Annotated in this window: 23 protein-coding genes; 9 read left to right on the forward strand and 14 right to left on the reverse strand. The window is 73.1% G+C overall.

Features of this window, described 5'->3' with window-relative positions:
* Positions 1-19: 19 nt before the first annotated feature.
* The 3 genes from LVO85_RS15870 to LVO85_RS17125 all read right to left on the reverse strand — a co-directional run bounded on the left by LVO85_RS15870 (position 20) and on the right by LVO85_RS17125 (position 4,020).
* Positions 20-1,615: a LuxR C-terminal-related transcriptional regulator gene (locus LVO85_RS15870; RefSeq protein ID WP_232748589.1), complete on the reverse strand. Its 1,596-nt coding sequence runs from the start codon at positions 1,613-1,615 to the stop codon at positions 20-22.
* A 96-nt stretch (positions 1,616-1,711) separates the two neighbouring features.
* Positions 1,712-3,601 carry a SulP family inorganic anion transporter gene (locus LVO85_RS15875; RefSeq protein ID WP_232748590.1) on the reverse strand — a complete coding sequence of 630 codons (1,890 nt, stop codon included), beginning with the start codon at positions 3,599-3,601 and terminating at the stop codon, positions 1,712-1,714.
* The gene (locus tag LVO85_RS17125; RefSeq protein WP_332875456.1) at positions 3,493-4,020 is read right to left on the reverse strand and encodes a hypothetical protein; all 528 of its coding nucleotides are present in this window, start codon (positions 4,018-4,020) and stop codon (positions 3,493-3,495) included. Before LVO85_RS17125 ends, LVO85_RS15875 begins: the two co-directional genes overlap by 109 nt.
* Positions 4,021-4,186: 166 nt before the next feature.
* Between LVO85_RS17125 and LVO85_RS15885 the strand changes: the two genes are divergently transcribed.
* On the forward strand, positions 4,187-4,549 hold the full coding sequence (locus LVO85_RS15885) for a VOC family protein (RefSeq protein WP_232748591.1): 363 nt from the start codon (positions 4,187-4,189) through the stop codon (positions 4,547-4,549).
* Positions 4,550-4,812: 263 nt separating this feature from the next.
* Here the strand turns inward: LVO85_RS15885 and LVO85_RS15890 are convergent, their stop codons facing one another.
* The 4 genes from LVO85_RS15890 to LVO85_RS15905 form a co-directional block, all read right to left on the reverse strand.
* Positions 4,813-5,586, reverse strand: coding sequence for a hypothetical protein (locus LVO85_RS15890; protein WP_232748592.1), 774 nt, complete (start codon positions 5,584-5,586; stop codon positions 4,813-4,815).
* Positions 5,583-6,323, reverse strand: coding sequence for an ATP-binding cassette domain-containing protein (locus LVO85_RS15895; protein ID WP_232748593.1), 741 nt, complete (start codon positions 6,321-6,323; stop codon positions 5,583-5,585). Before LVO85_RS15895 ends, LVO85_RS15890 begins: the two co-directional genes overlap by 4 nt.
* Entirely contained in the window at positions 6,320-6,703 is a 384-nt protein-coding gene (locus LVO85_RS15900; RefSeq protein WP_332875457.1) for a GntR family transcriptional regulator, read from the reverse strand. Before LVO85_RS15900 ends, LVO85_RS15895 begins: the two co-directional genes overlap by 4 nt.
* A gap of 67 nt (positions 6,704-6,770) precedes the next feature.
* On the reverse strand, positions 6,771-8,168 hold the full coding sequence (locus LVO85_RS15905; RefSeq protein WP_232748594.1) for a pyridoxal phosphate-dependent decarboxylase family protein: 1,398 nt from the start codon (positions 8,166-8,168) through the stop codon (positions 6,771-6,773).
* Positions 8,169-8,430: 262 nt separating this feature from the next.
* Between LVO85_RS15905 and LVO85_RS15910 the strand changes: the two genes are divergently transcribed.
* Together LVO85_RS15910 and LVO85_RS15915 are read left to right on the forward strand one after the other, a co-directional pair.
* Entirely contained in the window at positions 8,431-8,655 is a 225-nt protein-coding gene (locus LVO85_RS15910) for an antitoxin MazE5 (protein ID WP_232748595.1), read from the forward strand.
* Positions 8,652-8,990, forward strand: a complete 339-nt coding sequence (locus tag LVO85_RS15915; protein ID WP_332875458.1) for a type II toxin-antitoxin system PemK/MazF family toxin — start codon at positions 8,652-8,654, stop codon at positions 8,988-8,990. Before LVO85_RS15910 ends, LVO85_RS15915 begins: the two co-directional genes overlap by 4 nt.
* A 44-nt stretch (positions 8,991-9,034) precedes the next feature.
* Here LVO85_RS15915 and LVO85_RS15920 read toward each other — a convergent pair whose 3' ends face one another.
* On the reverse strand, positions 9,035-9,868 hold the full coding sequence (locus LVO85_RS15920; RefSeq protein ID WP_232748596.1) for an SGNH/GDSL hydrolase family protein: 834 nt from the start codon (positions 9,866-9,868) through the stop codon (positions 9,035-9,037).
* 244 nt (positions 9,869-10,112) lie between these two features.
* On the opposite strand from LVO85_RS15920, the gene LVO85_RS15925 reads away from it, so the two are divergent.
* Complete coding sequence (locus tag LVO85_RS15925) at positions 10,113-11,123, forward strand: TM2 domain-containing protein (protein ID WP_232748597.1); 1,011 nt, start codon at positions 10,113-10,115, stop codon at positions 11,121-11,123.
* A 57-nt stretch (positions 11,124-11,180) separates the two neighbouring features.
* On the opposite strand, the gene LVO85_RS15930 is transcribed toward LVO85_RS15925, so the two are convergent.
* Positions 11,181-11,702, reverse strand: coding sequence for a VOC family protein (locus tag LVO85_RS15930; protein ID WP_232748598.1), 522 nt, complete (start codon positions 11,700-11,702; stop codon positions 11,181-11,183).
* Between the two features lie 76 nt (positions 11,703-11,778).
* Between LVO85_RS15930 and LVO85_RS15935 the strand changes: the two genes are divergently transcribed.
* The gene (locus LVO85_RS15935; protein ID WP_232748599.1) at positions 11,779-12,246 is read left to right on the forward strand and encodes a MarR family winged helix-turn-helix transcriptional regulator; all 468 of its coding nucleotides are present in this window, start codon (positions 11,779-11,781) and stop codon (positions 12,244-12,246) included.
* Here LVO85_RS15935 and LVO85_RS15940 read toward each other — a convergent pair.
* The 3 genes from LVO85_RS15940 to LVO85_RS15950 all read right to left on the reverse strand — a co-directional run bounded on the left by LVO85_RS15940 (position 12,213) and on the right by LVO85_RS15950 (position 15,633).
* Positions 12,213-13,748 carry an Nramp family divalent metal transporter gene (locus LVO85_RS15940; RefSeq protein WP_232748600.1) on the reverse strand — a complete coding sequence of 512 codons (1,536 nt, stop codon included), beginning with the start codon at positions 13,746-13,748 and terminating at the stop codon, positions 12,213-12,215. The two genes, LVO85_RS15935 and LVO85_RS15940, sit on opposite strands and share 34 nt — an antisense overlap.
* A gap of 115 nt (positions 13,749-13,863) precedes the next feature.
* Positions 13,864-14,775: a hypothetical protein gene (locus LVO85_RS15945; protein WP_232748601.1), complete on the reverse strand. Its 912-nt coding sequence runs from the start codon at positions 14,773-14,775 to the stop codon at positions 13,864-13,866.
* A 6-nt stretch (positions 14,776-14,781) separates the two neighbouring features.
* The gene (locus LVO85_RS15950) at positions 14,782-15,633 is read right to left on the reverse strand and encodes a hypothetical protein (RefSeq protein WP_232748602.1); all 852 of its coding nucleotides are present in this window, start codon (positions 15,631-15,633) and stop codon (positions 14,782-14,784) included.
* A 153-nt stretch (positions 15,634-15,786) separates the two neighbouring features.
* Here LVO85_RS15950 and LVO85_RS15955 point away from each other — a divergent pair, with 153 nt between their 5' ends.
* Positions 15,787-17,301 (forward strand): flavin-containing monooxygenase, encoded by a 1,515-nt coding sequence (locus LVO85_RS15955; RefSeq protein ID WP_232748603.1) that lies wholly within the window; start codon positions 15,787-15,789, stop codon positions 17,299-17,301.
* Between the two features lie 251 nt (positions 17,302-17,552).
* Here the strand turns inward: LVO85_RS15955 and ligD are convergent, their stop codons facing one another.
* Positions 17,553-19,193: a non-homologous end-joining DNA ligase gene (gene ligD, locus LVO85_RS15960; protein ID WP_232748604.1), complete on the reverse strand. Its 1,641-nt coding sequence runs from the start codon at positions 19,191-19,193 to the stop codon at positions 17,553-17,555.
* Positions 19,194-19,255: 62 nt separating this feature from the next.
* On the opposite strand from ligD, the gene LVO85_RS15965 reads away from it, so the two are divergent.
* Positions 19,256-20,209, forward strand: a complete 954-nt coding sequence (locus tag LVO85_RS15965) for an ERCC4 domain-containing protein (protein WP_232748605.1) — start codon at positions 19,256-19,258, stop codon at positions 20,207-20,209.
* Between the two features lie 58 nt (positions 20,210-20,267).
* The gene (locus tag LVO85_RS15970; protein ID WP_232748606.1) at positions 20,268-21,353 is read left to right on the forward strand and encodes a helix-turn-helix transcriptional regulator; all 1,086 of its coding nucleotides are present in this window, start codon (positions 20,268-20,270) and stop codon (positions 21,351-21,353) included.
* A gap of 38 nt (positions 21,354-21,391) precedes the next feature.
* On the opposite strand, the gene LVO85_RS15975 is transcribed toward LVO85_RS15970, so the two are convergent.
* A complete protein-coding gene (locus tag LVO85_RS15975) occupies positions 21,392-22,534 on the reverse strand; it encodes a flavin-containing monooxygenase (protein ID WP_232748607.1) in 1,143 nt (380 codons plus the stop codon).
* A 286-nt stretch (positions 22,535-22,820) separates the two neighbouring features.
* Between LVO85_RS15975 and LVO85_RS15980 the strand changes: the two genes are divergently transcribed.
* Positions 22,821-23,999 carry a cell wall-binding repeat-containing protein gene (locus LVO85_RS15980; protein WP_232748608.1) on the forward strand — a complete coding sequence of 393 codons (1,179 nt, stop codon included), beginning with the start codon at positions 22,821-22,823 and terminating at the stop codon, positions 23,997-23,999.
* Positions 24,000-24,226: the final 227 nt, after the last annotated feature.

Raw genomic sequence — 24,226 nt, forward strand, 5'->3', positions numbered from 1 at the left:
ACCGGCGCTGCCCGTCACCTCAGAGCAGGCCGCGCTCCCGCGCCCAGGCCACCGCCGCCGTCCGCGACGTCACCTGCGTCTTGAGGTAGACGTTGGCCAGGTGCCGGGCCACCGTGCGCTCGCTGATGCGCAGGGCCCGGGCCGCCTGCCGGTTGCTGCGGCCGTCGGCGACCGCGGCCACCACCTCGAGCTCCCGGGGGGTCAGGCCGCCGAGGTCGCCCTCAGCCGTGCCCGCGTCGGGGACGCCCAGCTGCTCCAGCACGGCCGCGGCCTTCTCGCGCTCCCGGCGGGCGGTGTCCCGGTCGCCGAGCGCCTCGTAGGCCACCGCCAGGTCCAGCCCGATGCGGCACACCTGGTAGGGCGCGTCCATCCGCTGCCACAACACGCACGCCTGGCGCAGCTCGCGCACCGCCTCGGCGTGCCGGCCGCGGGCCAGCAGCACCGCACCGTGCCACCGCCGTGCCTCGGCCTGCCACCCCGGGCTGGCGTGGGTCTGCGCGATGCGGGTGAGCTCGTCGAGGTATGTCGTGGCGTGGCGGGGGTCGTCTCCGGCCAGCGCCACCTCGACCCGGGCGGCGAGCAGCGGGGCCCGGGCCAGCGGCGCGACCTGTGACACCAGCGCCGCGTCGAGGATGGAGGCAGCCACGGTGTGGCGTCCCCGCTGCAGGCACAGCAAGGCCATGCCCGGCAGCGGGTCACGACCCAGCTCGTGGGCACGACGGTAGGCCGCCTCCGCGCCCCCGATGTCCCCCTGCAGGCGGCGCAGCTCCCCGAGGCTGTAGTGGGCCTCGGCCGCGATCTCGACGTCCAGGTGCTGCAGGTCCTCCGCGGCCTGCTTCGCCTCCTCCTCGGCGCGGGTCCACTCGCCGTGCACCAGCCGCAGCTGAGCCCGGTGCACCCGGCAGATGCCGGTGAACATGACGGCGGGCGCATGCCCCTCGCACCACCGCTCGGTCAGCGCGGTCCAGCGCTGCGCCCGCGGCAGGTCGAGCAGGTCGTGGCACAGCGAGATCGTGCTGCAGTAGATCAGGCCGACCCACTCGGGGGCGACCACGCCTTCCCGCACCGGCAGCATCGCCTCGTCCACGCTGCGCAGGCCCTGCTCGACCTCTCCGCGGTGGACGTCCACGACCCCGCAGAGGAACCGGCCCAGCGCCACCAGCGTCGGCAGGTCGTGCTCCTCACCCAGGGTGAGCGCCTCCGTCGCCAGCCGACGGGCGGCCTCCAGGTCACCCCCACGCATCGCCGCCTCACCGTCGACCGCCAGCAGGAACCCTCGTTCCGGGGCGTCCGGCAGCTCGTCGAAGAGCCGGCGCGCGCGGGCCATCCACCCCAGACCACCCTCCTCCTGGCCACGCACGAGCTCGGTGTAGCCCAGCTCGAAGGCCACCAGCGCCGCTCGCACGGGCCGGCCCTCGACCAGGAGGCGCCGGTGCAGCTCGGCGCTGACCACGGCATACTCCACGACCTCGCCCAGCCACCAGCAGGCGCTCGCCAGCGACTCCAGGTCGTCGGTGGCCAGCTCGCCGGCGGCGTGGAACCGCTCGCGTGCCGTGGCCCAGTCGTGCCGCCCGCACGCCTCCCGGGCCGCCGTCAGTGCCTGGTGCTCAGTCATCCCTCCACCACCTGCGACCGATCATGACAGGTCCTAGCCGGCCGGGCAGCGCCTCGGGTCCGGTGCCCCGGCGCGAGCCTTTCCACGGCATCCTGGTCAGTCCGCGGCGTCCTGCTCCGGCTCGGCCGAGCGCCGCGGGTGCTCCCGGACCCGCAGCGCACCCTCGGGCAGCACCAGGGCGTAGGGGCGTCGCAGCTCGTGCCCGAGGGTCTCGGCCGGCTCCTCCCGGCGGCCGGCGAGCCAGGCCCGGGCCTCCTCCTGCGCCCTGACGGTGGAGGCTCCGAGACGGGGCTGGGCGGGCCGCAGGTGCACGGCCTCGTCGAGCTCCAGCTTGGCCGAGAGCCGCAGCTGCCTCGACATCGGCTCGGTCAGCCCGGTGAGGTAGAGCCGTCCGCCGCCGGCCTCCAGCTCGTCGGCGTAGTCGTCGAGCACGTCGATGAAGGTGGCGCCGATCTCCTCGTGCCCGCGCAGCCGCAGCACCACGACGGCCTCGCTGGACCCTCGCGCCGCCGGCAGCCGCTCCTGCAGGGCACGGGCGCCGGCGAAGAACATCGACCCGTTGACCCCCAGCACGGTCACGTCTGCGTCACGCACCTGCTGCGGCACCTCGGGGTCCTCGACGAGCCCGCCGTCCTCGGTCGTGCGCAGCTCGACCAGCCGCGCGTCGCTGCCCGAGCGTGCGACATACACCAGCACCGACAGCACGAACCCAGCCGCGACCGCCATCGGGATCGAGAGCACGAGGGTGGCGAAGAAGGTCACCGCGATCGTCAGCCGGGCCTGCAGACCGGCCGACCAGATCGAACGGGCCTCCCGCGAGGAGATCGCCGCCAGGCCCGCCATCACCATGAGGGCTCCCAGCACGGTCATCGGCACCTGCACGACCACGGCGGGCAGCAGCACGATGAACAGCAGCATCCAGACCCCGCTGAGGATGCTGGCCCACCGGGTCCGTGCCCCGGCGGAGACGTTGAGGGCCGTCTGCCCGACGGAGCCGCCTGCGGGGATGCCGGAGAACAGCCCGGCGGCGATGTTCCCCGCCCCCTGGGCGAAGATGTCGGTCGAGGTGGAGATGCGGGAGTCGTCGGGGTTCTCCACCTGCTGGGAGACACCGGCCCCCTGGATGGCGACGATGCCGGCCAGTGCCAGCGCCGCCAGCACCAGGTCGACCGACAGCAGCGACAGGTCCGGCAGGCTGGGCGCAGGCAGCCCGGTGGGGATCGCCGCCACGTCGCCGACGCGCTCCACCGACGGCAGGCCCAGCACCACCACGGCCACCGAGGGCACCACCAGGGCGACGAGCGTGGACATGCTCTCGAAGCGGGTGAAGCTCAACGCGACCATGATCGCCAGCGCCACCACGCCGACGGTCGTGGTCACCGGGTCCCAGTCCGCGACGTGCCGCACGAGGTCGACGAACTGCAGCAGCTCGTTGGGGCCCTCGGGCCGGTAGCCGACCAGCGGCGCCGTCTGGTCGAGCACCAGCACGGCCGAGACGCCGAAGAGGAACCCGGTCATCACCGAGTGCGAGACGTAGCGCACCAGCCGCCCCACCCGCAGCACCGCGAAGAGCGCCAGGAACAGGCCGGTCAGCAGGCTGATGAGGAACACCGCGGGGCCGCGCTCCTCCGCGGGGTATGCCGCCACCGCCTGCCCCGCTGCCAGCGAGGCCGCCGAGGTGGTCGCGATCATCATCAGGTGCGAGCTGGACGTCAGCCCGCCCGCGATCGCCGAGGTGGCGGAGGTGTAGAGCCCGTAGACGGGGTTGACCCCCGCCAGCGCCCCCGCGGCCAGCCCGTCGGGCACCGAGACCACCGCGTTGACCAGACCGGCCTGCGCGTCGGCGCGCAGCCGGCTGGGTCGGAAGGACTGACGGCTCAGGCCAGGGCGGCGCGCCGCCCTGGCCGGGGGTCCTGCTGCTGGCGGGACGGGCGCGTGGTCACCACCGGTCGCGGCAGGGTCGGCTGCCGGGTCGTCCTGCTCCACTCGAGACTTCCTTCCGCGGGTGCCGGGGGCAGGGACACCCTAGAGCGCGTAGGGCCACTGCGCCCCCACGACGGCACCACGGCAACGGCCCCCTGATGGCCGGCTCCACCCTCGGTCTCGGCGGTCTTGTCCGCTGGACCGGACCGTTGAGGTCGAGGCACGTAGCGCAGGTGCCAGTACAGCATGCACAGCGCGGTCACCACGTAGAACGAGTGCAACGCCCAGATCGGACCGGGCGGCAGATGGAAGACGTAGACGGAGTGCACGGCGTTGCCGACGTTGGACAGCACGATGTTGCTCAGGCTGTAGGAGGCCAGGTCGTGGCTGCGCGCGGCCTTGAGCACCATCGGCAGCATGCTGCCGGCGAAGACGACCGTGGAGACCGTCCCGGCCACGAGCGGGAGGGTGTCGATGGTCATGGCCGCGCTCCTTCCGTGTCGTCGTGCGGACTCCACCGACGCTAGGGACGGCCCGCGCTGGGCACATCGGCAGAAGTGTGCAGGCAGTGTGCACACCCGGCGCCGGCCCGAGGTCGCCACCGGTCGAGTCTCGACACCACAGCTCACCCGACCCGAAGATGGCTGCATGGACGTGCGCAGCGTGACGGTGGGCCTCCCGGTCAGCGACCTGGCCGAGGCGAAGGAGTGGTACCAGCGGGTCTTCGCACTACCCGAGCCGGAGCTCGAGCCGGCGGACGGGGTGCTGGAGTTCCAGCTCGGCACGATCTGGCTGCAGCTCGGGGAGGAGCCGACCACACGCTCCGGCGCCCAGGTCGTCACCCGGTTCGGCGTGGACGACGTCGCCGCCGAGCGCGAGCGCCTGGTCCGCCTGGGGGTCGAGGTGGGGCCGCTGGAGCATGTGCCGGATGCGGTGGACTACGTCGACTTCGTGGACCCGGACGGCAACCAGCTCAGCTTCTACACCGAGCTGCAGGGCGACCCGCACTGACCTTCCGCCACATTCTGGGGCTGCCCGGCCTCTGCGCACCTGCCCCTGCCCTTCCTACCCTTGGGCCTCCCTACCTCCCGTTCCCGGCGCATCTCCCCCCGCCTTCCGGCCCCTCTGCATCTGCCCCGCATCTGGGGGCAGCTGCCCCCGGGGGCGGGGCAGGACGGAGGTCGACCGCACCCGGGTCAGCGGTGAGCCGGCCGGGTCGGTCACGGAGGGCCTGCCTGCGGCGGGACAGCTCTTCACCGCCGCACGGGCAGTCCCTACGGCACCGGCACCCGACGCACGATGACCCAGTAGACCGCCGCCGTCACGACGGCCGTCGCCAGGTCGAAGCCGGGCCGGCCGACCGCCTGACCGACTGCGTCGGCGAGGCCCGGCAACGCCCACCCCGCCAGCCACGGCAGCAGGATCGCGAGAGCCGGCAGGACGAGCGCACCCACCCACCAGGGCCAGCGCAGGAAGACCGTCGTGATGGTGATGGCCCCGACCAGGGCCATGAGCACGGCGCCCAGGCCACGCACGGCCAGCACGGCCAGGTCGGCGGGGCCCTCGGCACCGAGCAGCTCGGCCGCCCGGCCGACCCCTCCTGCGACCACGGCCAGCACGATGCCGGCCACCACCAGCACGTAGGCCGTCATCACGAGGGCCGTCACGAGGTTGCCGACCGCGACCGAGGCGCGGGTGGCCCCGGCGGCGATGAGCGCCCGGGTCCGGGCGGCCAGCACGAACGCCATGACCAGGGCGGCGACGCCCACCCCTCCGGGCACGAACAGCAGGGAGGCCACGATGGTCACGCCGTCGCTGTCGGCCACGACCTCGAACGACATGGCGTCCAGGTCGCTGGTGGTCAGCAGCTGCCAGCCGCGCCATCGGGCGACCAGGCTGCCGACCACCCCGATGGCCAGCATCGCGGCGGTCGTGATGAGCAGGGTCCGCAGGCCCTCGGCCACGAGCAGCCGGGTGACGGTGGGCCACTGTGCGGCATACCCGGACCGGCGGCTCGCGACGGGTGCGTCGGTGCGGAGGTCGGTCATCGCGGGGCCCTTTCGGTGCTGACGCGCACCAGCACGTCGGTGAGCGAGGCCAGGGTGTCGCCGGTGGAGTGCTGCTGGCGCACCGTGTCGGCGTCCCCGGCGGCGGCGACCCGCCCCCGGTCGAGCACGACGACGTCCTCCATGAGGTCCTCGACCTCCTCGAGCAGGTGGGAGGACAGGATGATCGTGCGCGGGTGGGCCACGTAGTCGGCCATCAGCTCGTCGTAGAACATGCGCCGCGCCACCGCGTCCATGCCGAGGTAGACCTCGTCCAGGAGGGTGACCTCCGCCCGGGAGGCCAGCGCCAGGGTGGCGCCCAGGACGGAGCGCTGCCCCCGGGAGAGCTGCTCCGGGTTCTTGCGCAGGGGCACCTCGAAGCGGTCGAGCAGGGCCAGCGCGTAGTCCTCGTCCCAGTGCGGACGCAAGGCGCGGTGGATGCGCAGGGTGTGCCGGATCCGCACGTCCTCCAGCACCCCGCCCTTGTCGCGGACCAGGCAGACCCGCGAGGTGAGCGAGGGCTCCTCCCAGACGTCCCGACCGCCGACCCGGACCGTGCCGGTCTGCACCGGTCGCAGCGCCGCGATGAGCGAGAGCAGCGTGGTCTTGCCGGCGCCGTTGCGGCCGACGAGTCCGGTGATCGTGCCGGGTCGGAAGCGGACACTGACGTCGCTGAGGGCCTCGGTGGACCTGAAGCGGTGGGTGACGGCGTCGACCTCGACGCCGAGGGGGTCGCTCACGGCTGCTCCTTGAGGTAGTCGACGAGCTGGTCGGTGGTGATGCCGAGCGCGCGGGCCTCCTCGAGCACGGGACGCATCGAGTCGTCCCAGAAGGTCGCCCGGCGGCGGGTGCGCAGCAGGTCGCGGGCACCCGGGCAGACGAACATGCCGAGCCCGCGACGCTTGTGCAGCAGCCCCTCGTCGACCAGCGTGCTCATCGCCTTGGCGGCCGTCGCGGGGTTGATGCGGTATGTCGTGGCGTACTGCGTCGTCGACATGACCTGGGCCTCCTCCTGCAGGTCACCGGAGAGGATGGCGTGCCGGACGCGGTCCGCGATCTGCTGGTAGATCGGGGTCCGGTCGTCGAAGGGCTCGGCCGTCGTCAGCGCTGTGCGCTCCACTGCCCCACCTTCCACACTCCGTACTGGTTCATTACTTAACTAGTGAACCACACCACCACCCCGAGCGTCAACGCGGGTGGGACCGGGCCGGTCGCTCCAGGTCGGCGACCACCCGACGCACGGCGTCCAGGGAGCGGGCCACGTCGTCCTCCGTCGTCGACCAGTTGCTGACCGAGATGCGCAGCACCCTCCGCCCATGCCAGGTCGAACCGGTCATCCAGGTCGTGCCGTCGGCCAGGAGCCGCTGCACCACCTCCTGGGTGCGCTCGTCCGAGCCGAAGGAGGCACAGACCTGGGTGAAGACGACGTCGTTGAGCACCTCGACCCCCGGCATTCGGCCGAGCTCACGAGCGAAGGTCGAGGCGTGGTCGCACAGCCGCTCCACCAGGTCGGCGACCCCGCTGCGGCCGAGGCTTCGCAGCACGGCCCACACCGGGAGCGCCCGTCCCCTGCGGGAGAGCTCGGGCACCTTGTCCAACGGCTGGCAGGTCGCGTCTCGCAGCAGATAGGCCCCCTCGGCCCCCATCGACGCCTGCAGCGCCGCCGGGTCGCGCACGATGGCCAGGCCGCTGTCGTAGGGCACGTTGAGCGTCTTGTGGGCGTCGGTGGCCCACGAGTCGGCACTCTCGCAGCCGACCATGAGATGCCGTCGGGCCGCCGCGGCAGCGGCCCAGAGCCCGAACGCGCCGTCCACGTGCACCCACGCGCCGTGCCGATGCGCGATGTCGACGGCCTCCTCGAAAGGGTCGAAGGCCCCGGAGTGCACGTTGCCCGCCTGCAGGACCACCAGCGTCGGAGCTCCCCCACCCGTCTCGAGCGCCGCGGCGAGTGCCCCTGGCGTCAGCCTGCCCTGGTCGTCGACGGCGACGGGCTCCGGCGCCCCCAGCCCGAGGTAGCGCAGCGCCAGGTCGACGGTGTCGTGCCGCTCCGCGCCGACCAGCACCCGCACCCGTGGCCCCCCGGCCAGCCCGTGCTGGACCACGTCCCAGCCGACGCTGCGCAGCACCGCGTCCCGGCCCGTCGCCAGCCCCGTGAAGTTGGCCATCGTGCCGCCCGTGACGAAGCCGACGGCCGACTCCGGCGGGAGGCCGAGCAGGTCCAGCAGCCACGTGGCGGTGATGTCCTCCACAGCGGTGTGCGCCGGGGTGACGTCACGCAGCGCGCTGTTCTGGTCCCACGCGCTCACCAGCCAGTCGGCCGCCATGGCGGCAGGGTGCGTGCCCCCGATGACGAAGCCGAAGAACCGCCCCGCCGGCATCGCGGTCAAGCCCTGCTCGCCGGCCTCGGCGAGCAGGGTGACGACGTCCTCCGGGGGGCTGGGCTGCTCCGGCAGCTCGGCGCCGAGCGCCTCGGCGATCTCGGCGGTCGTGGCCTGCGGCGGTACGGCTCGCGTGTCGAGTGAGCCGACCCAGTGCAGGGCCTGGCGGTGGGCGACCTCCAACGCCGCGACATACGGGTTGTCCACTGTGGTCCCTCGCTCTCCGCGACGGCGCCACCCTGCTGTGGTCCCTGCCCGCACAGTGCCGGCGGACAGGGTGGCTTCGTCAGATGGCGTGGCGGCCGTGTCTCGCCTTTCGACGCTAGACCCGTCGCCTGCGGCGGTCAACGAGGAGGACGAGGGCGCATCCGGGGTTGGCAACCCACAGGCGGAGCGCACCCGGTCTTGTGTCGAGAATGCCACGCAGGTGGCACATCTATGCCATCGTTGAGGCATGGCGAAGCAACGCTTGAGCACCACAGTCGACGGGGAGCTCCTGTCCCGTGCGCGGCAGCTGCAGCCCGGCACGTCGGACGCATCGATGGTCGAGCGGGCACTGACCGCTCTGCTGGCCCAGCACGAGCGCATGGAGATCGACGCTGCATATGCACGTGCCTACGAGGAGCACCCCTTCGACGAACCCGACGAGTGGGGCGACCTTGCTCGCTTCGGCGAGGCGGCCGGCGCACGGTGAGCCCTCCCCTCCATGGCGAGGTCTGGTGGTGCGAGCCACCGGACCTCGGCCGACGCCCCGTCGTCGTGCTCTCCCGTGACGCCGCGATCGCGCGTCGCAGCAGGGTGCTGATCGCACCCTGCACGACAACGTTCCGGGGGCTCCCCAGCGAGGTAGAGCTGGTCCCGGCCACCGACCCCGTGCCCCGCCCCTGTGTAGCCACCCTTGATGCCGTGGAGAGCGTGCCTGTCTCCCTGCTCGTCGACCGGCTCGGGCGGCTGAGCCAAGCTCGGCTGCAGGACCTCTGTGCAGCGCTGGCCGTGGCGGTCGACTGCCCGGCGTCACTGGTGCGCTGACACCGAGGTGCGGCACCAGACAGGCTGCCGCTGATGGGCGTCGGTCAGTTCATCTCCGCCATCACCAGCGGCAGGAAGCCCTCGGCGTGCCCGGCGCGGGTGGGGTGGTAGATGTCCCGGTAGTCCCACGCGTAGCGACCCACCAGGTAGGGAGTGGAGGCGCACACGTCGTGACCGGTGAACCCGTCGATGACCGAGACGTAGGTCGCTCCGGCCGCGGCGACGCGTGCGGCGATGGCCGCGTCCAGCTGCTCGGTCACCCCGTTGAGCGCCGCCGCCTCCGTGGCGTCGATGCCGTTGGCCTGGCTGCACGAGACGTTGTCGCCGAACGGCCTCGGGTAGCCGACCACGATGAGGTCGGCCTTCGGCGCGCGGTTCGTGATGTCGGCGTAGGTGGCGTCCAGCCTGGCCGGGAGCTCGTCGGCGATCCGGCCGGAGACGGTGTCCACGGTCGACAGGCACTGCGCCTGGTCGTAGCTGCCGATGCAGTTGAGGATGAGGTCGGTGAACCCGATGTCGTTGCCCCCGACGGACAGGGTGACGTAGGCGGTCGACCGGGACAGGCTGCTCAGCTGGCTCGAGCGCACCGTGGAGGTCGTCGCCCCCGAGCACGCCTTGAAGTCGACCGACGTGTTCGGCCGCGCGTCGTCCAGCAGCGCCGGGTAGGCCCGCGAGCTGCGGTAGCAGCTCCAGTTGAGGTCAGCGCTGCCGGTGCCGTTGCCGGAGGCGTAGGAGTCACCGAGCGCCACCACCTTCTCGGTCGAGGACTTGCCGCCACCCCCTCCGCCCTTGTCGGGCTTGGCGGCGACCGCTGACCCGGCGCCGGCGAACGTGACCGCGATGACGGACAGGGCGGTCACCCAGTGGCGCAGGTGCATTGCAGTCTCCTTCGACCGAGCAGCAGTGGTCCTCGCAGTGTGATCCTGCTCACGTCAGAACGCAACAGAGAGCGACTCCTGACGACGCGCAGCTCACCTGAGGACAGAGCCCACGACCACGGAGAAAACCCGTGCCGGATCGATGTATCACCAGCCCGTCTCGCGACTCTGGCACGCCGCAAGTGCCACTGCAGAACGGGCCTCTTCCTGGGGCGCCGCCTCATCGCTGTCGAAACGGAGCATCGTGACCAACTACCCGCCGCCTCCGGCGCACCCCCAGCAGGCCCCGCAGTACCCCCCGCCCTACTCGGAGCCGGCGCCGGGCCGCTCGTTCCTCGTCACCTGGCTGCTCGCGATGTTCCTCGGCATCTTCGGGGCGGACCGCTTCTACCTGGGCAAGATCGGCACCGGCGCCCTCAAGCTGGTCACCCTCGGAGGCCTGGGCGTCTGGGCCCTGGTCGACCTCTTCCTGGTGCTCTCCGGCGCACAGCGGGACAAGGACCGACGCCCGCTCGAGGGATACCAGCAGCACAAGAAGACCGCCTGGCTCGTCACCGGTGGCCTCTTCCTGCTCTCCTTCGCCTTCTCGGCCTTGGGCGGGGACGACGACGCCCCTGAGGTCGCCACCGTCCAGTCCGCCGTCGCCGACCCGGCCCCGGCCGAGGAGGAGGCCGTGGCAGACGAGGAGGCTGCGGCAGAGGAAGCAGCTGCCGAAGAGGCCGCCGCCGAAGAAGAAGCTGCGGCAGAGGAAGCAGCTGCCGAAGAGGCCGCCGCCGAAGAAGCAGCGGCGGCGGAGGCAGCCGCCGAGGAAGCAGCGGCGGAGGAGGCAGCGGCGGAGGAAGAGGCGGCTGCGGAGGCCGCAGCACCGGGAGTCGGCGACACGGTGGAGGTCGGCGACTTCGAGATCACCATCACCGGCCTGGAGACCGGAGTCACCAGCGTGGGGGACAGCTTCATGGCCGAGAGCCCTCAGGGCCAGTTCGTCATCGTGCGCCTGACAGTCAGCAACACCGGCACCTCCGCCGAGTACTTCTTCGACAGCGACCAGGAGCTCATCGACGAGCAGGACCGCCAGCACTCGACGTCGAGCAACTCCTTCCTGATGGACGAGGAGAACCTCTGGCTGACCGAGATCAACCCCGGCAACACCGTGGAGGGTGCCCTGCTCTACGACATCCCCGCGGACGCCGAGCCGGTCGCCATCGACGTCGAGAGCGGCTGGTTCTCCGACCCGGTGCGTATCTCTCTCGACTGACCGACGTCGGACACGGCCCGCGAGAGGTGGCCACTCGCGGGCCGTGCCGTTCAGTCGTCAGTGGTCGGCCTGGGGACCAGCGGTGAAGAGCTCCCCGGAGGTGGAGACTCCGGACCACTTTGCGACCTCGGCGGCCAGGTCCAGACGGTCGATGGGCGCCTCGTTCTCGTAGCGCCCCCACTCGGCGCGCGGCAGCATCCACATCACCTCGAGCTCGTTGCCGTCCGGGTCTGCGCCGTAGAGGCTCAGCGTGGCGCCGTGGCTGGACTCCCCGCCCAGCGCTCCGGCCGCGGCGAGCACCTGCCGGGCGGCGGCGAGCTCGTCGACCGTGTCGACCTGCCAGGCGAGGTGATAGAGGCCGATGCCGCCGCGCATCTTCGGCGTGGCCTGGGCGCCGACGCCGAAGAGGCCCAGGTCGTGGTGGTTGCCCGAGCGCGGCAGGCGCAGGAACGCGGCGTGGGCGCGCGGCTCCTCCGCGGCCACCTCGAAGCCCATCACACCCGTGTAGAAGGCCAGGGCGCGGTCCAGGTCGGCGACGAACAGCACGGCGTGGTTGAGGCGGACGGGGTCGACGGACATCGAGGTTCCTGCAGGACTGGTTGACATGTCATCTATCTTCCTCGTCATTGTCTGACGTGTCAACTACTATGCCCATGTGCGCGACGGCATCGACCTCGACCTGATCACCACCTTCGGTCGCCTGCTCGAGGCGGGCGCCACCCTGCAGCGGGACCTCGGCCGCGAGCTGGAGCGCGAGTGCGGCATCCCGCACACCTGGCTGGAGGTCATGCTGCGCATCTCCCGCTCCCCCGACGGCCAGGTGCCGATGAGCACGCTGGCGGGCCAGCTCACCCTCACCAGCGGTGGCGTGACCCGGCTGCTCGACCGCATGGGCACCGCCGGGTATGTCGCACGCGTGCCATGCCCCACGGACCGGCGGGTCACGTATGCCGTCCTGACCCCCACCGGGCAGGAGCGGCTGCGCGAGGCGAGCACCCTGCATACGCAGCAGCTGCGCGAGGTGTTCGACGGCTTCTCCCCCGCCGACCTTCGCAGCCTGGACACCCTGCTCGACCGGCTGCGTCCCGGCTACCCCAGCAGCCCGCCGAGGTCGGCGAAGTAGAGGACCGCGAACACGGAGTAGAACACCCCGGCGAGCACCATGGCTCCCACCGTCGCCCAGCCCGGGCGCAGGCCCTCGGGCACCCGTCGGTTGACGGCCAGGGTCGCGAAGACGATGAACGGGGTGTGGATCGTCGCGATGATGCCCGAGACCGACATGATCACCACAGGGTCACGGACGAACACGATCACCAGGGCCGGCACCAGCCCGGTCACGGTCAGCGCGAACATGATGGTCAGGGCCTGTCGGGGCCGCATCGAGTCCGGTCGCCAGGACACCAGGCGTGCCAGCCAGCGGTGCCGCTCGACCGGGCTCTCCCCGCCCCGCTCGTGCGGCCGCAGGGGCAGCAGCAGGACGATGTCGGCGAACGAGCGCGACCACCCGTCCTGGTTCGCCAGCACGCTGCCCCCGAGGGCGACCACGATCGCGGCGACCATGATCCAGTGGCCCACCTCACCCCAGACGTCCGACAGCAGCAGGGTCAGCTGGTCGGCGACGTCCGTGCCCGAGGGCACGATGCCCTCGGGCCCGAGCAGCTCGGCGCCCAGCACCAGGAACGAGGTGATGATGACCGTGCCGGTCACGACGCCGATCGCGGCCGTGGTCGACATGGTGCGCAGCCACGCCGCCACCCGCTCGGTGCGGGCCTCCACGGACCGGTCAGCGGGGCCCTCGTCGTCACTGGCCTCCTCAGCCGTCCCACCGCCGAAGCCCCGCGCCGCCGTCCAGTAGGAGAACCACACGATGCCCATCGAGCCGGCCAGGATGGTGCCGATCCACGGCAGGATGAACTGCACGTCCACCCCGTCGGGCACACCAGGCACCATGCCCGCCACCGCGTCGCCGTCGGCCTCGAACACCCCGGCCGCGGCCGCCACCGTGATCGAGACCAGCACCAGTGCGAGCACCAACGCCACCCGGGAGACCGTGCCGTAGCCACCGCTCGCGACCGTGGCCACCCCCGCGCCCAGCACCACCAGCGACCACAGCAGCAGACCCCCGGGCAGCTCACTGGCCAGCGCACTGCCGACGAGGGCACTGAGCCCTCCGACACCGGCCACCGCCGCCAGCAGCTGGGGGACGAAGACCAGCCAGAGCGCCCAGTTGCGTGGCCCCGGCAGGGTCGAGTAGCCGTCGAGCAGCGTGCGCCCGGTCACCACGGCGAAGCGCCCGGCCTCGCGGATCATGACCCACATGAGCAGGGCGACACCCCACAGGAGCCACAGCAGCGAGTAGCCGTACTCCGAGCCGACCCGCGGCGTGAAGAGCACCGAGCCCGAGCCCACCGCCGACATCGCCCACAGCAGCCCGGGGCCCCACCAGCGCAGCCGACCCAGGCCGGTCGGCGGCTCCGGGGACCGCTCCCGCAGGCTGATCGAGGCATCCGTCCCGGCGTCCTCGGGCTTCTCCTGGCTGTCCCTTGGGGCCTGTGCCTGCGTGTCCCCGGAGACCCCCTGGTCCTTGGAGACCCCGTAGGCCTCGGAGACCTCGTGCCGTGCCATCCCTGCGTCCTTCCGCGTCGTCGGTCCTCTCCCCGCACCACGGCCACGCCGGCCGCGGCGCGGCCCTCGCCCTGCACACAAACATGCGCTCCGCCCGCCTGTCGAGGCGAGATGGTCAGGGCGCTGTCCCTTCGACGCGCAGGAACTGCACGCTCAGGCCGGGGTGGTCCTCCGGCACGACGAAGACCACCCCGAGCGCCGTCGACCAGCCGTCGCTGACGAGGAAGTACGTGCCCCGGGCGTACTCCAGCAGCCGCAGCCCGGAGTAGCGGTAACGCGCGGCGTCCTCCCCCGTCGCCGTCTCGTCGGCGATCTCCTCGGTCAGCACGCCGGGGCCTTCCAGGTGCAGCGGTGCGTCGGTGCTGAGCACCACCCCGGGCAGGATCCGCTGCGGAGCGCGGTCGATGTCGGCAGCGAGCTGGTGCCCGTCGACCTCGGCGTAGTTGCTGCCCGTCCAGAAGACGCAGACCAGGGCCACGACGACCCCGCTCGTCTGGAGCACCTGCACCCTGCGGCCCGCGTGGTCGTCGGTGCCCATGTCGACCCCGCCCAGGTGCGCGGCATACAGCAGGAGCAGGACGCCGACCCCGATGGCCGCCGGCAGCAGCACGAACGCCAGAGCCTGGAACCGGTCGACCAGCCCCAGCAGCACCACCAGCCCCGGCAGCACCAGCCAGGCCACGGCCAGCAGCCGCAGCACCCAGCGGGTCGTCACCCCGTCGTCGTCCGGGTCGTCGTTGCGCAGGGCCGCGGCGCGCGGGCTGAGCCAGCGGTCGAGGGCGACCCACATGGCCGCCAGCACGCTCACGCCGAGCAGCAGCACCAGCACGGTCTCCACGCTGCGCAGCACGTAGTCCTGCGTCGACATGGTGAAGATCGCCTCCGACAGGCCCAGCCGGGACGACTGGGTCTCGGCGCGCTTCCAGCCGATGAAGACGAGCAGCGAGGTGATGACGACGACATTGGCCAGCAGCCCGAACAGCGGCCGCAGCAGGGCGCCCACGCCGTCCGTGCGCGGCTCGGCCATGGCGGCTCAGCCCTGGGCCGGCGGGGCGGTGGTCTCCGTGACGTCCGTGCCGGGGGTCGGCTCGAGGTCCTCGGTGGCCTCGGCGTCCTCGGTGACGTCGGGGTCCGTCCCGTCCGGTGCCTCGGTCACCTCGCCGTCATCGGGCACGGGGCCCTCGTCCTCCTGCGGGGCCAGCCGGTCGTCCTCGGGGGTCCGCGGGTCGTCGCGGGGGTAGCTCTCGTCGGGCCACGGCGGCGCCGCCCCCGCCTCGCACTGCACGGTGTCGCGGTCGATCCGCTGCAGCACCCCCACGAGGGAGCGGAAGAGCTCGCAGTCGTAGCGGAAGGTGCCCGTGGTCTGCCCCTCGTCGTCGACCACGAAGAACTCGGTGTCCATGCCGGCCCACCCGTAGGTCGCCGCCTCGCCGAACCAGGCGTCGGCCCCGCCCTCGTCGCCCTGGCACAGGCTGACGCCGGCCTCGTAGAGGAAGACACTGCGGGGCGACCTCAGGTCCTCCCAGAAGTCCTCGAGCGCGGTGCGGGCGCCGTCGCAGTCGCCGCTCTGCAGGGGAAGGTAGACGTCGTCCTCGCGCGTGTCCGCCGGGGTCCGCGGCCCCTGCGGCAGCGAGAACACCGAGAAGTCCGGCCCAGGGTCGTCCTCGGCGTCAGCGTCGTCCTCGGGCTGGGCCTGGACGACGGGGTCGGGGTCGGTCTCCGGCTCGGCGGCGGGAGCCTCGCCCGGGTCGGCCTCCGGTGCTGCTGCCGTCGTGATGGCCGGCGCGTCGGCGGCGTCGACCGACCCGGGCGCCGTGAACGCGCCGCTGCCGCACCCGGCGAGCAGGACGGCGGCGGTGGCCAGGCACACGGACAGTCGGTGCATGCGACCTCCCGCGGGTGTCACGGTGGGCTGCCGGAGTCTTTCGACGGTAGTGCCGGGCCGCGGCCCGGGTCAACGCCTGCGCCTGCGCTGTCGCACCGGGCCTCCCCGCACCGTCGCGTCGGGCGTCGAGGACGCCGTGACATGCTCGGGCCCGTGACGGCAGGGACGCGACACGAGGCGGGGGTGCAGCAGCAGGCGGGGGTGCAGCAGCAGGCACCGGTCACCCACGTCGACGTGCTGGTCGTCGGCGCCGGGCTCTCCGGCATCGGTGCCGCCTGCCACCTGGCCCGTGAGCTGCAGCGCACCTCATACCTGGTGCTGGAGGCGCGTGACGCGGTGGGCGGCACGTGGGACCTCTTCCGCTACCCGGGCGTGCGCTCCGACTCCGACATGGCCACCTTCGGCTACGGCTTCCGGCCCTGGCGCGGCACGCGGTCGCTGGCCGACGGGCCCTCGATCCTGCGCTACCTGCAGGACACCGCCCGTGAGCACGGCGTGCTCGAGCACGTGCGCCTGGGCCACCGGGTGGTCAGCGCCGCGTGGTCCTCGCAGGACACCCGGTGGACCGTGCAGGTCGAGCGGGCCGACGGCGAGCGCCTGGAGATGACCTGCCGGTTCCTGTTCTGCAACACCGGCTACTACCGCTACGACCACGGGCACACCCCCGACATCCCCGGCCTCGGCGGCTTCGCCGGCCCGGTGGTGCACCCGCAGCAGTGGCCCGCCGACCTCGACTGGTCGGGCCGGCGGGTCGTCGTCGTCGGCAGCGGCGCCACCGCCGTCACCCTGGTGCCCGAGCTCGCCCGCACCGCCGCTCACGTCACGATGCTGCAGCGCACCCCCACCTACGTCGTCTCCGTGCCGCCCACCGACGCCCTCGCCGAGCGGCTGTCCCATGCGCTGCCGCCACCGGGGGCCTCCTCGGTCGTGCGCCTCAAGAACGCCCTGCGCGGCGAGGCGCTCTACCGGCTGACCCGGGTCGCTCCCGGGGTGGTGCGCTCCGTGCTGCGCCGCGACGCCGCCCGGCACCTGCCGGCGGGGTACGACGTGGCCGCCGACTTCGAGCCCGACTACGACCCGTGGGACCAGCGGCTGTGCGCCGCCCCGGACGGTGACCTCTTCGCTGCGGTCCGCGAGGGAGTGGCCGAGGTCGTCACCGGCACCATCGAGCGGGTGCTGCCCCACGGCATCCGGCTGCACGACGGGCGGGAGGTGCCGGCCGACATCGTGGTCACCGCCACCGGGCTGGACCTCCTGGCCTTCGGCGGCATCGCGCTGTCCGTCGACGGCGCACCGGTGGACCCGGCCGGGTGCCTCACCTACCGCGGGATGATGCTCTCCGGGGTGCCCAACCTGGCCTTCACCATCGGCTACACCACCGCGTCGTGGACGCTGCGGGCCGACCTCGTCGCCACCCACGTATGCCGGATGCTGCAGCACCTGGGCCGGCGCGGCCACACCGTGGTCACCCCGGTGCTGCCCGCGGGCGCCTCGACCTGGCAGCGTGACCCGCTCATCGGCTTCTCCTCCGGCTACGTGCTGCGCGGCCGGGCGCTGATGCCGCAGCAGGGGCCGCGGGAGCCGTGGCGGCTGCACCAGAGCTACCTGCGCGACCTGGTGACCCTGCGCCTGGGGCGGGTGGCCACCTCGGCGCTGCGCTTCGAGTGACCTCAGCGCAGGTCGCGGCGCATCAGCCTGCGCACCAGCCCACCGCTGTGGCCCTTCGTCTCCGTCACCGTCGCGAAGCCCGCACGCTCGAACATCGGCACCGTGGCGACAGGCACCAGCAGTGGTTGACGCGACGGCTGCGGTTCACCACGGCGACGAAGTCGCCGAAGCGCTCGCTCGTCGCCGGCAGCACCTCCCAGGTCATCACCCCAGCACACCACCCTCGGACCGCGACCGCCAGACCCTGCGCCTCACCGGACCTTCGGCAGGCGCTGGTCGGCGTGCAGCGCCCCGGCGAAGAGGTCGCCCCGCTCGGCCACCCGCTGCAGCACGGTGCGCACGCTCCAGCGGTCCGGCCGCAGCCCGGGGTCGTCGAGCTCGTCCCAGGTGACCGGCACGGACACCGGCGCGCCGGCAGCAGCTCGCGGGCTGTAGGGCGCCACCAGCGTCTTGTTGACGGCGTTCTGCGTGTAGTCCAGCCGTGCCAGGCCCTGCCGCTCGCGCACCCCCCACCTCCAGCTGACCAGCTCGGGCACCACGGCACCGATGCTGCGTGAGACCCGCTCGGCCCAGGCCCGGGTGTCGGCGAAGCTGGGTCCGCGCTCGACCGGCACCCAGACCTGCAGGCCGCGGCGGCCGGTCACCTTGGGGTAGGCGCGCAGCCCCAGGTGCTCGAACGCCGTGCGGTGCAGCCGGGCCAGCACCAGCAGGTCCTCCCAGGTGGTGCGCTCGCCGGGGTCCAGGTCGAAGAGGACGAAGGTCGGCAGCTGCGGCTGGTCGGTGCGCGAGGTCCACGGGTGCCACTCCAGGGCGCCGAAGTTCGCGGCCCACACCAGCGCGGCGGCCTCGTCGACGACGAGGTAGGTGCGGGTCTCACCGGGGTCGGCGTCCGGGTTGTCCCAGCGCGGCACCCAGGCCGGCGCGTGCCCGGGCAGCTCCTTGTGCCAGAAGCCCTCGGTGCCGGCCCCCTCGGGGTGGCGGCGCAGGTTGAGCGCCCGCCCCGCGAGGTGGGGCAGCAGCGTGGGCGCGATCGCGGCGGCATACCGCACGAGGTCGCGCTTGGTGACCGGCTCCTCCCCCTCGCGTGCCGGGAAGAGCACCTTGTCGAGGTTGGTGACCTTCAGGGTGCGGCCGAAGACCTCCCAGCTGCCGCCGGCCCCGAGGTCGTCCAGCGCCTGCAGCTCGGCCTCGCCCGGCGGGTCGGGCACCTCCACACGGAGCTCGACCGAGGCCTCGGCGGCCGGCAGGTCCGAGCGCCACAGCCGGTCGGGGTCGGCTCCGACCTCCTCGTTGGTGCGACCGCTGAGCACCGAGCGTGGATGGTCCTCGGCGTCCCAGCCGGGCACGGCGTGCTCGTCGTGCTTGTGCATCAGGAGCCACTGCTCCGTGTCGCCCGAGCCCTGGTCGCCCCGGCCGCCGGTGCGCACCAGCACCACGTGCCCCCGCAGCTTCGAGCCGTGCAGCACCGCGTGCAGCTCGCCGCCGCGCACCTCGGCGCCCGGGTCGTCGCTCTTGGTCGGCTCCCAGGTGCCGGTGTCCCAGACGACGACGTCGCCGCCGCCGTACTCCCCCGCGGGGATGACGCCCTCGAAGTCGACGTACTCCATCGGGTGGTCCTCGACGTGCACCGCCAGGCGCCGCACGTCCGGGTCGAGGGTGGGCCCCTTGGGCACGGCCCAGCTCACCAGCACCCCGTCGATCTCGAAACGCAGGTCGTAGTGCAGCCGGCGCGCCCGATGCCGCTGCACCACGAACCGCCGGCCCTCGCCCGACGGCTCGCTGCCCTCCGGCGACCCGCTGGGCTCCGGGGTGCGCGTGAAGTCGCGCATGCGACGGTATGCCGTGAGCGGCGCCTCGTCGTCGCCGCTGCCCCGCGGCCGCTGTGCTGCCATGACGTCCACGCTGGCACGCCGGCGCGCGTGCCGCACCCTGCGCCCCGTGCCACGATGTCGGTGTGCCTGCCGACTTCGTCATCGCACGCAACCCCGAGGAGGGCACGACGCTGCCCTACCTGCTCCGGGTGCCGCTCGGGCCGGAGGGCATCGTCCTCAAGGCCAAGGAGACGTGGCCGCGCACGGGCAAGGTCTACTGCCACCGGGCCGTCGGCTGGCCCAGCGACCCCGACGTCGTGGAGACCGTGCCGGTCCGCTCGTGCGTGCGCCGCGGAGCCGCGATCGACCTGGTGCTCGACCGTGCCCAGCTGAGCAGGTCGCAGTTCGTCCTGACCCGGATCCGGGGTGGCCGGGAGGCCGTCTTCTGGCAGACCGCCTCCACGGTCCGGCAGGCACGCCCGGCCGGGCACCTGCCCACGGCCCGGGCCTCCGGCATCAGCGAGCTCGAGGTGGTCGTCGACAGCCACGAGCGGTATGCCTGGAACTTCAGCCACCAGCAGGTGACCACCACCCGGCGGGCGCTGCCGGCCGGTGACTACGCGGTGGAGCACCACGGCCGGGTCGTCGCCGCGGTGGAGCGCAAGAGCCTGGCCGACCTAGTGTCCACCCTGACCGGCGGGAGGATGCGCTACCTCCTGGCGGCCCTGGCCGACCTGCCGGCCGCCGCGGTGGTGGTGGAGGACCGCTACTCCCGTGTCTTCACCCTGGAGCACGTGCGCCCCTCGACGGTGGCGGACGCCCTCGGTGAGGCCCAGGCCCGCTTCCCCGCAGTGCCCGTCGTGTGGTGTGAGACCCGGGCTCTGGCGCAGGAGTGGACCTACCGCTTCCTGGGCGCGGGGCTGCGCGAGGCCCAGGCCGCCGACGAGGGCACCGAGCGCCTCGGGGCCTTCGCTCCCGCCGGCGGCCCCAGCGCCGCCGACATCCGCGCGTGGGCGCGCAGCCAGGGGTATGCGGTGTCGGACCGCGGCCGCATCAGCGCCGAGCTCCGGGCGGCCTACGACCGGCGCTCGCAGTGACTCCTCTGCCTGCCCGCGCTCGACAGGTGGTGCCCGGCGGGTGGACCCTGGAAGGGTCATGTCCTCCGGCAGCAGCCCCCAGGGGCGTCGGCTGGTCGAGCAGGTGGCCCGGGCCTGTGCCACCGCGCAGGCACCGCTGGCCCTGCTCGAGCGGGTCGCCGCGCTCGTGCGCGCCCGCATCCCCTACGACGTGGCCGGCTGGCTCCTCGTCGACCCCGACACGATGCTGCTCACCGGCGTCTACAGCGAGGACGTCCCCCGCGAGGCGCACCTGGCCCTGATCGAGTGCGAGCTGACCGAGGACGACGTCACCAAGTTCGTCGACCTGGCCCGCTGCGAGGTGCCGGCGGCCGCGCTGAGCGCCGCGACCGGCGGCGACCTGGCGCGCAGCACCCGCTGGTCCCGCATCTACGCCCCGGCGGGCTACGGCGACGAGCTGCGGGCGGTCTTCCGCTCGGGCTCGACCTGCTGGGGGCACGGCTGCCTGACCCGGCTGGCCGGCGAGCCGTTCTTCACCCCCGAGGAGGTCGACCTGATGGCCCGGCTGGCGCCGCACGTGGGGCACGGCATCCGCACCGGGCTGCTGCTCACCGAGCAGGTGGACGACACCGACGAGGGCCCCGGCATGGTGGTGCTGGCCGACGACGGGTCCGTCGAGTCGATGACCCCGCAGGCCCGGGCCTGGCTGGGACCGCTGGAGGACGAACGGCTGAGCAGCACGATCGTGCTGCACGAGGTGGCCGCCCAGGCGCGGGTGCTGGCCGAGGAGGGCGGCGGACCGCCGGCCCGGGCACGCACCCGCTCGCCCTCGGGCGAGTGGGTCGTCGTCCGGGGTGCACGCCTGGAGCCGACCAGCGGCGGTGACGGGCGCACGGCGGTGCTCGTCGAGCCGGCCAGCCGCTCCGACATCGCACCCCTGCTGGTGCACCTGCGCCGGCTCACCTCCCGTGAGCAGCAGGTGACCCAGCTGCTGCTCACCGGCATGGCGACGCGCGACATCGCCCGGCAGCTGTGGATCACACCGGAGACCCTGCGCGGTCACGTCAAGTCCGTCTTCGCCAAGCTGGGCGTCAGCAGCCGCCCCGAGCTGGCCGCGCAGCTGTCCCGCGAGCCCGTCGTGCACCAGCACGGCGGGGCCTCCTGACCTTCGCGGCTGAGGCTCCGCAGCCCTCACGAGCCCGGTCAGGCGGTCACCGTGGCGCGCCGTCCTGCGGCGATCTCCCGGGCGGCCCGGCGTGCCGCCTTGCCCACATACCCAGTGAGCCCCGGGCGGTAGACGTAGCCGACGAAGCGCAGCCCGGGGGCCACCTCGCCACCGGTGCCGTCCAGCGGCATGCCGCGCTCGTCGAGCACCCCGAGGTGCCCGCACAGCGGCTCCAGACCGGTGCTGTAGCCCGTCGCCACCACCACCGCGTCGACCTCGACCCGCCGACCGTCGGCGAGCCGCGCGCCCTCCGCGGACAGCGACTGCACCGCCGGCACCACCACGACCGACCCGTCCCGGATGGCGTCCAGCACCTCGGCGTCCACGACGGCGGTCCCGGCGCCGCGCCTGCGCAGCTGGGCGATCGGCCCCTCCGTCGGCGCGGGCAGGCCGTAGGGGGCCAGGTCGCCGACGACGCGGCGCTGCATGGCCAGCAGCAGCCGGTCCACCAGGCCGGCCGGCAGCCGCAGGAAGAGCGGCACGGGCAGGTCGCCGGGCAGCCCGCCCACCGTCCGCAGCAGGATGTTGGGCGGGGTGCGGAAGGAGAGCAGCACGCTGCCCGCACCGCCGGTGGCCAGCTGGTGGGCGATCTCCAGGCCGGTCGACCCGGCGCCCACGACGAGCACCCGCCGGCCGGTGAACCCGGCGGGGTTGCGGTAGTCGGTGGCGTGCAGCACCTGGCCGCCGAAGCCGTGCCCGCGGGCCCACTCCGGCAGCGCAGGGGTGTGGAAGATGCCGGTGGCCACCACGACGTGCTGCGCCCGGCGCTCCCCCGCGTCGGTGGACACCACCCAGCCCTCGCCGTCCTCCGCCGCCTGCAGCCCGGTCACCTCGACCCCTGTCTCCACGGGCACGTGCCGGCGCGCGGCATACTCCTGCAGGTAGGTGACGTACTGGTCGCGGGTGGGGAACTGCCCGTACTCCCGCGGGAACGGCGCCCCCGGCAGGGCCGAGAGCAGGCGGCTGGTGTTGAACCGGAGGGCGTCGTAGCGGCCGGCCCAGGCCGCGCCGAGCACCGCGCCCCGCTCGAGCACGGTGGCGGGCACCCCGCGGGCGACCAGCTCGGCCGCCGTGGCCAGGCCCGAGGGTCCGCTGCCGATGACGACGACATGGTGTTCCACGGTCCGCTCCCTTCTGCACCGCGGCCCGGACGGGCCGACACCACCCATGGTGGGCTGGTCCGCCGAGGTCGGCCATCCCCCATCAGGGGGGTCTTGCCGGTGGCGTCGCAGCGGACGTGCCGGCATGCGACAGCTCGATCCGGGCTCTTCCCCGCGACCGTGGGGAGGTCTACCGTTTTTCCATGGACGGTGGGAACGGGCTCGTCGACGAGGAGGGCGAGCCGGACTACCCGGACGAGGAGCCGGTGGAGTCCAACGAGTTCGTCGAGCCGTGGAAGGACGACGGATGAGCCTCACCGGGGCGACCCTGCGCAAGCAGTTCCTGACCGTGGTCAACGACCAGGTCGGCTACACCAGTGGTCAGTACGAGCACTCCCGGTACGGCAGGCGCAGCACCTGGGCCTCCGACTGGCTGAAGCCGCAGGACTGGCAGGGCTTCTGGTGCAACCGCTTCCTGTCCTGGGGCGTCGACCAGGTCATGGGCACCAACCCGGGCCGGGCCGCCGTCGGGCACCAGGCGGGCACCCCGCTGCCGGTGGGCTTCGCCGCCACGTGGCTGCAGCGCGACTGGTTCCGTGCCCACGGACGGCATGTCGGGTATGCCGCCGCGGAGCCCGGTGACTTCTTCCTCTTCCTGATGAACGGGCCGCGCAAGGCCAACCCCACCAACCACATCGGGGTGTGCTCCCGCAGCGTCGCCGGCCGGCACGAGGTGCTCGAGGGCAACCTGGCCAACCCGGGCAAGGGGGCCGACACCATCGGCGTCTGGTACCACCGGCGCCCGCTGCAGGGGCCCTACGGCAAGGTGGTGGCGGTCTACCGGCCCGACTGGAGCGCCGCCGCCAAGGTCTACAACCGCGAGCACCCCGGGTCGGTCGTGACGAGGCCCGTGCCACCTCCCACCGCCGAGCAGAAGGCGCAGCTGAAGCTGCTGGGCTACTCGCAGAACACGGCCGGCGTGCGGAAGTTCCAGAAGGCGAACGGCCTGATGGGCCTGGGCATGGTCGGCCCGCAGACCAAGACGCTGCTCGCGCAGCGGGTCACCGAGCACCGGCGCAAGGCCGACCTCGCCCAGCAGGAGGCGGAGAAGAAGCGCCGGGCGGAGGAGAGGCGCAAGGCCGAGCTCGCCCAGCAGAAGAGGGCCGAGGAGCAGGCCGCCGCGCTGCAGCGTCACCGGGTGGGCGGCGACACCCGGTTCACCACCGCGGTGGCCGTCGCGCGCGACACGTTCCCGGACGGCGCCGTGACGGTCTACCTCGTCGGCGACTCCGCCGTCGACGCGGCCCTGGCCAGCACCTACCGCGACGGCCCGGTGCTGCTGGTGCCACAGGGTGACACGCCCAGCGAGCCCGTGCTGGAGGAGATCCGGCGGCTGGCACCGCGCAAGGTCAAGGCCCTCGGTGGACCGGCTGCCGTCAGTGACGCCCAGCTCGGCGCCGCCCTCGCCGCAGCGGACCTGACCTGACACGGTCCGCACCACGGCCCCGGCGCGCGCAGCAGCCCGGGGCACACCGAAGCCCCCGTGCAGTCTGCTCGACACGGGGGCTTCGTCTCTGACCACGCTGGCTGTGGGGCCTGCGGGCGGAGTCCGTGGGGTCAGCGCAGGATCGGGAAGCGCCTGACGATGGAGGTGTTCTTCCACCAGGAGCCAAGACCCCAGGTGTCACCGGAGAAGGACAGCGCCAGGAAGAC

The sequence above is a fragment of the Ornithinimicrobium sediminis genome, assembly GCF_021272345.1.
Lineage (GTDB): Bacteria > Actinomycetota > Actinomycetes > Actinomycetales > Dermatophilaceae > Ornithinicoccus > Ornithinicoccus sediminis_B.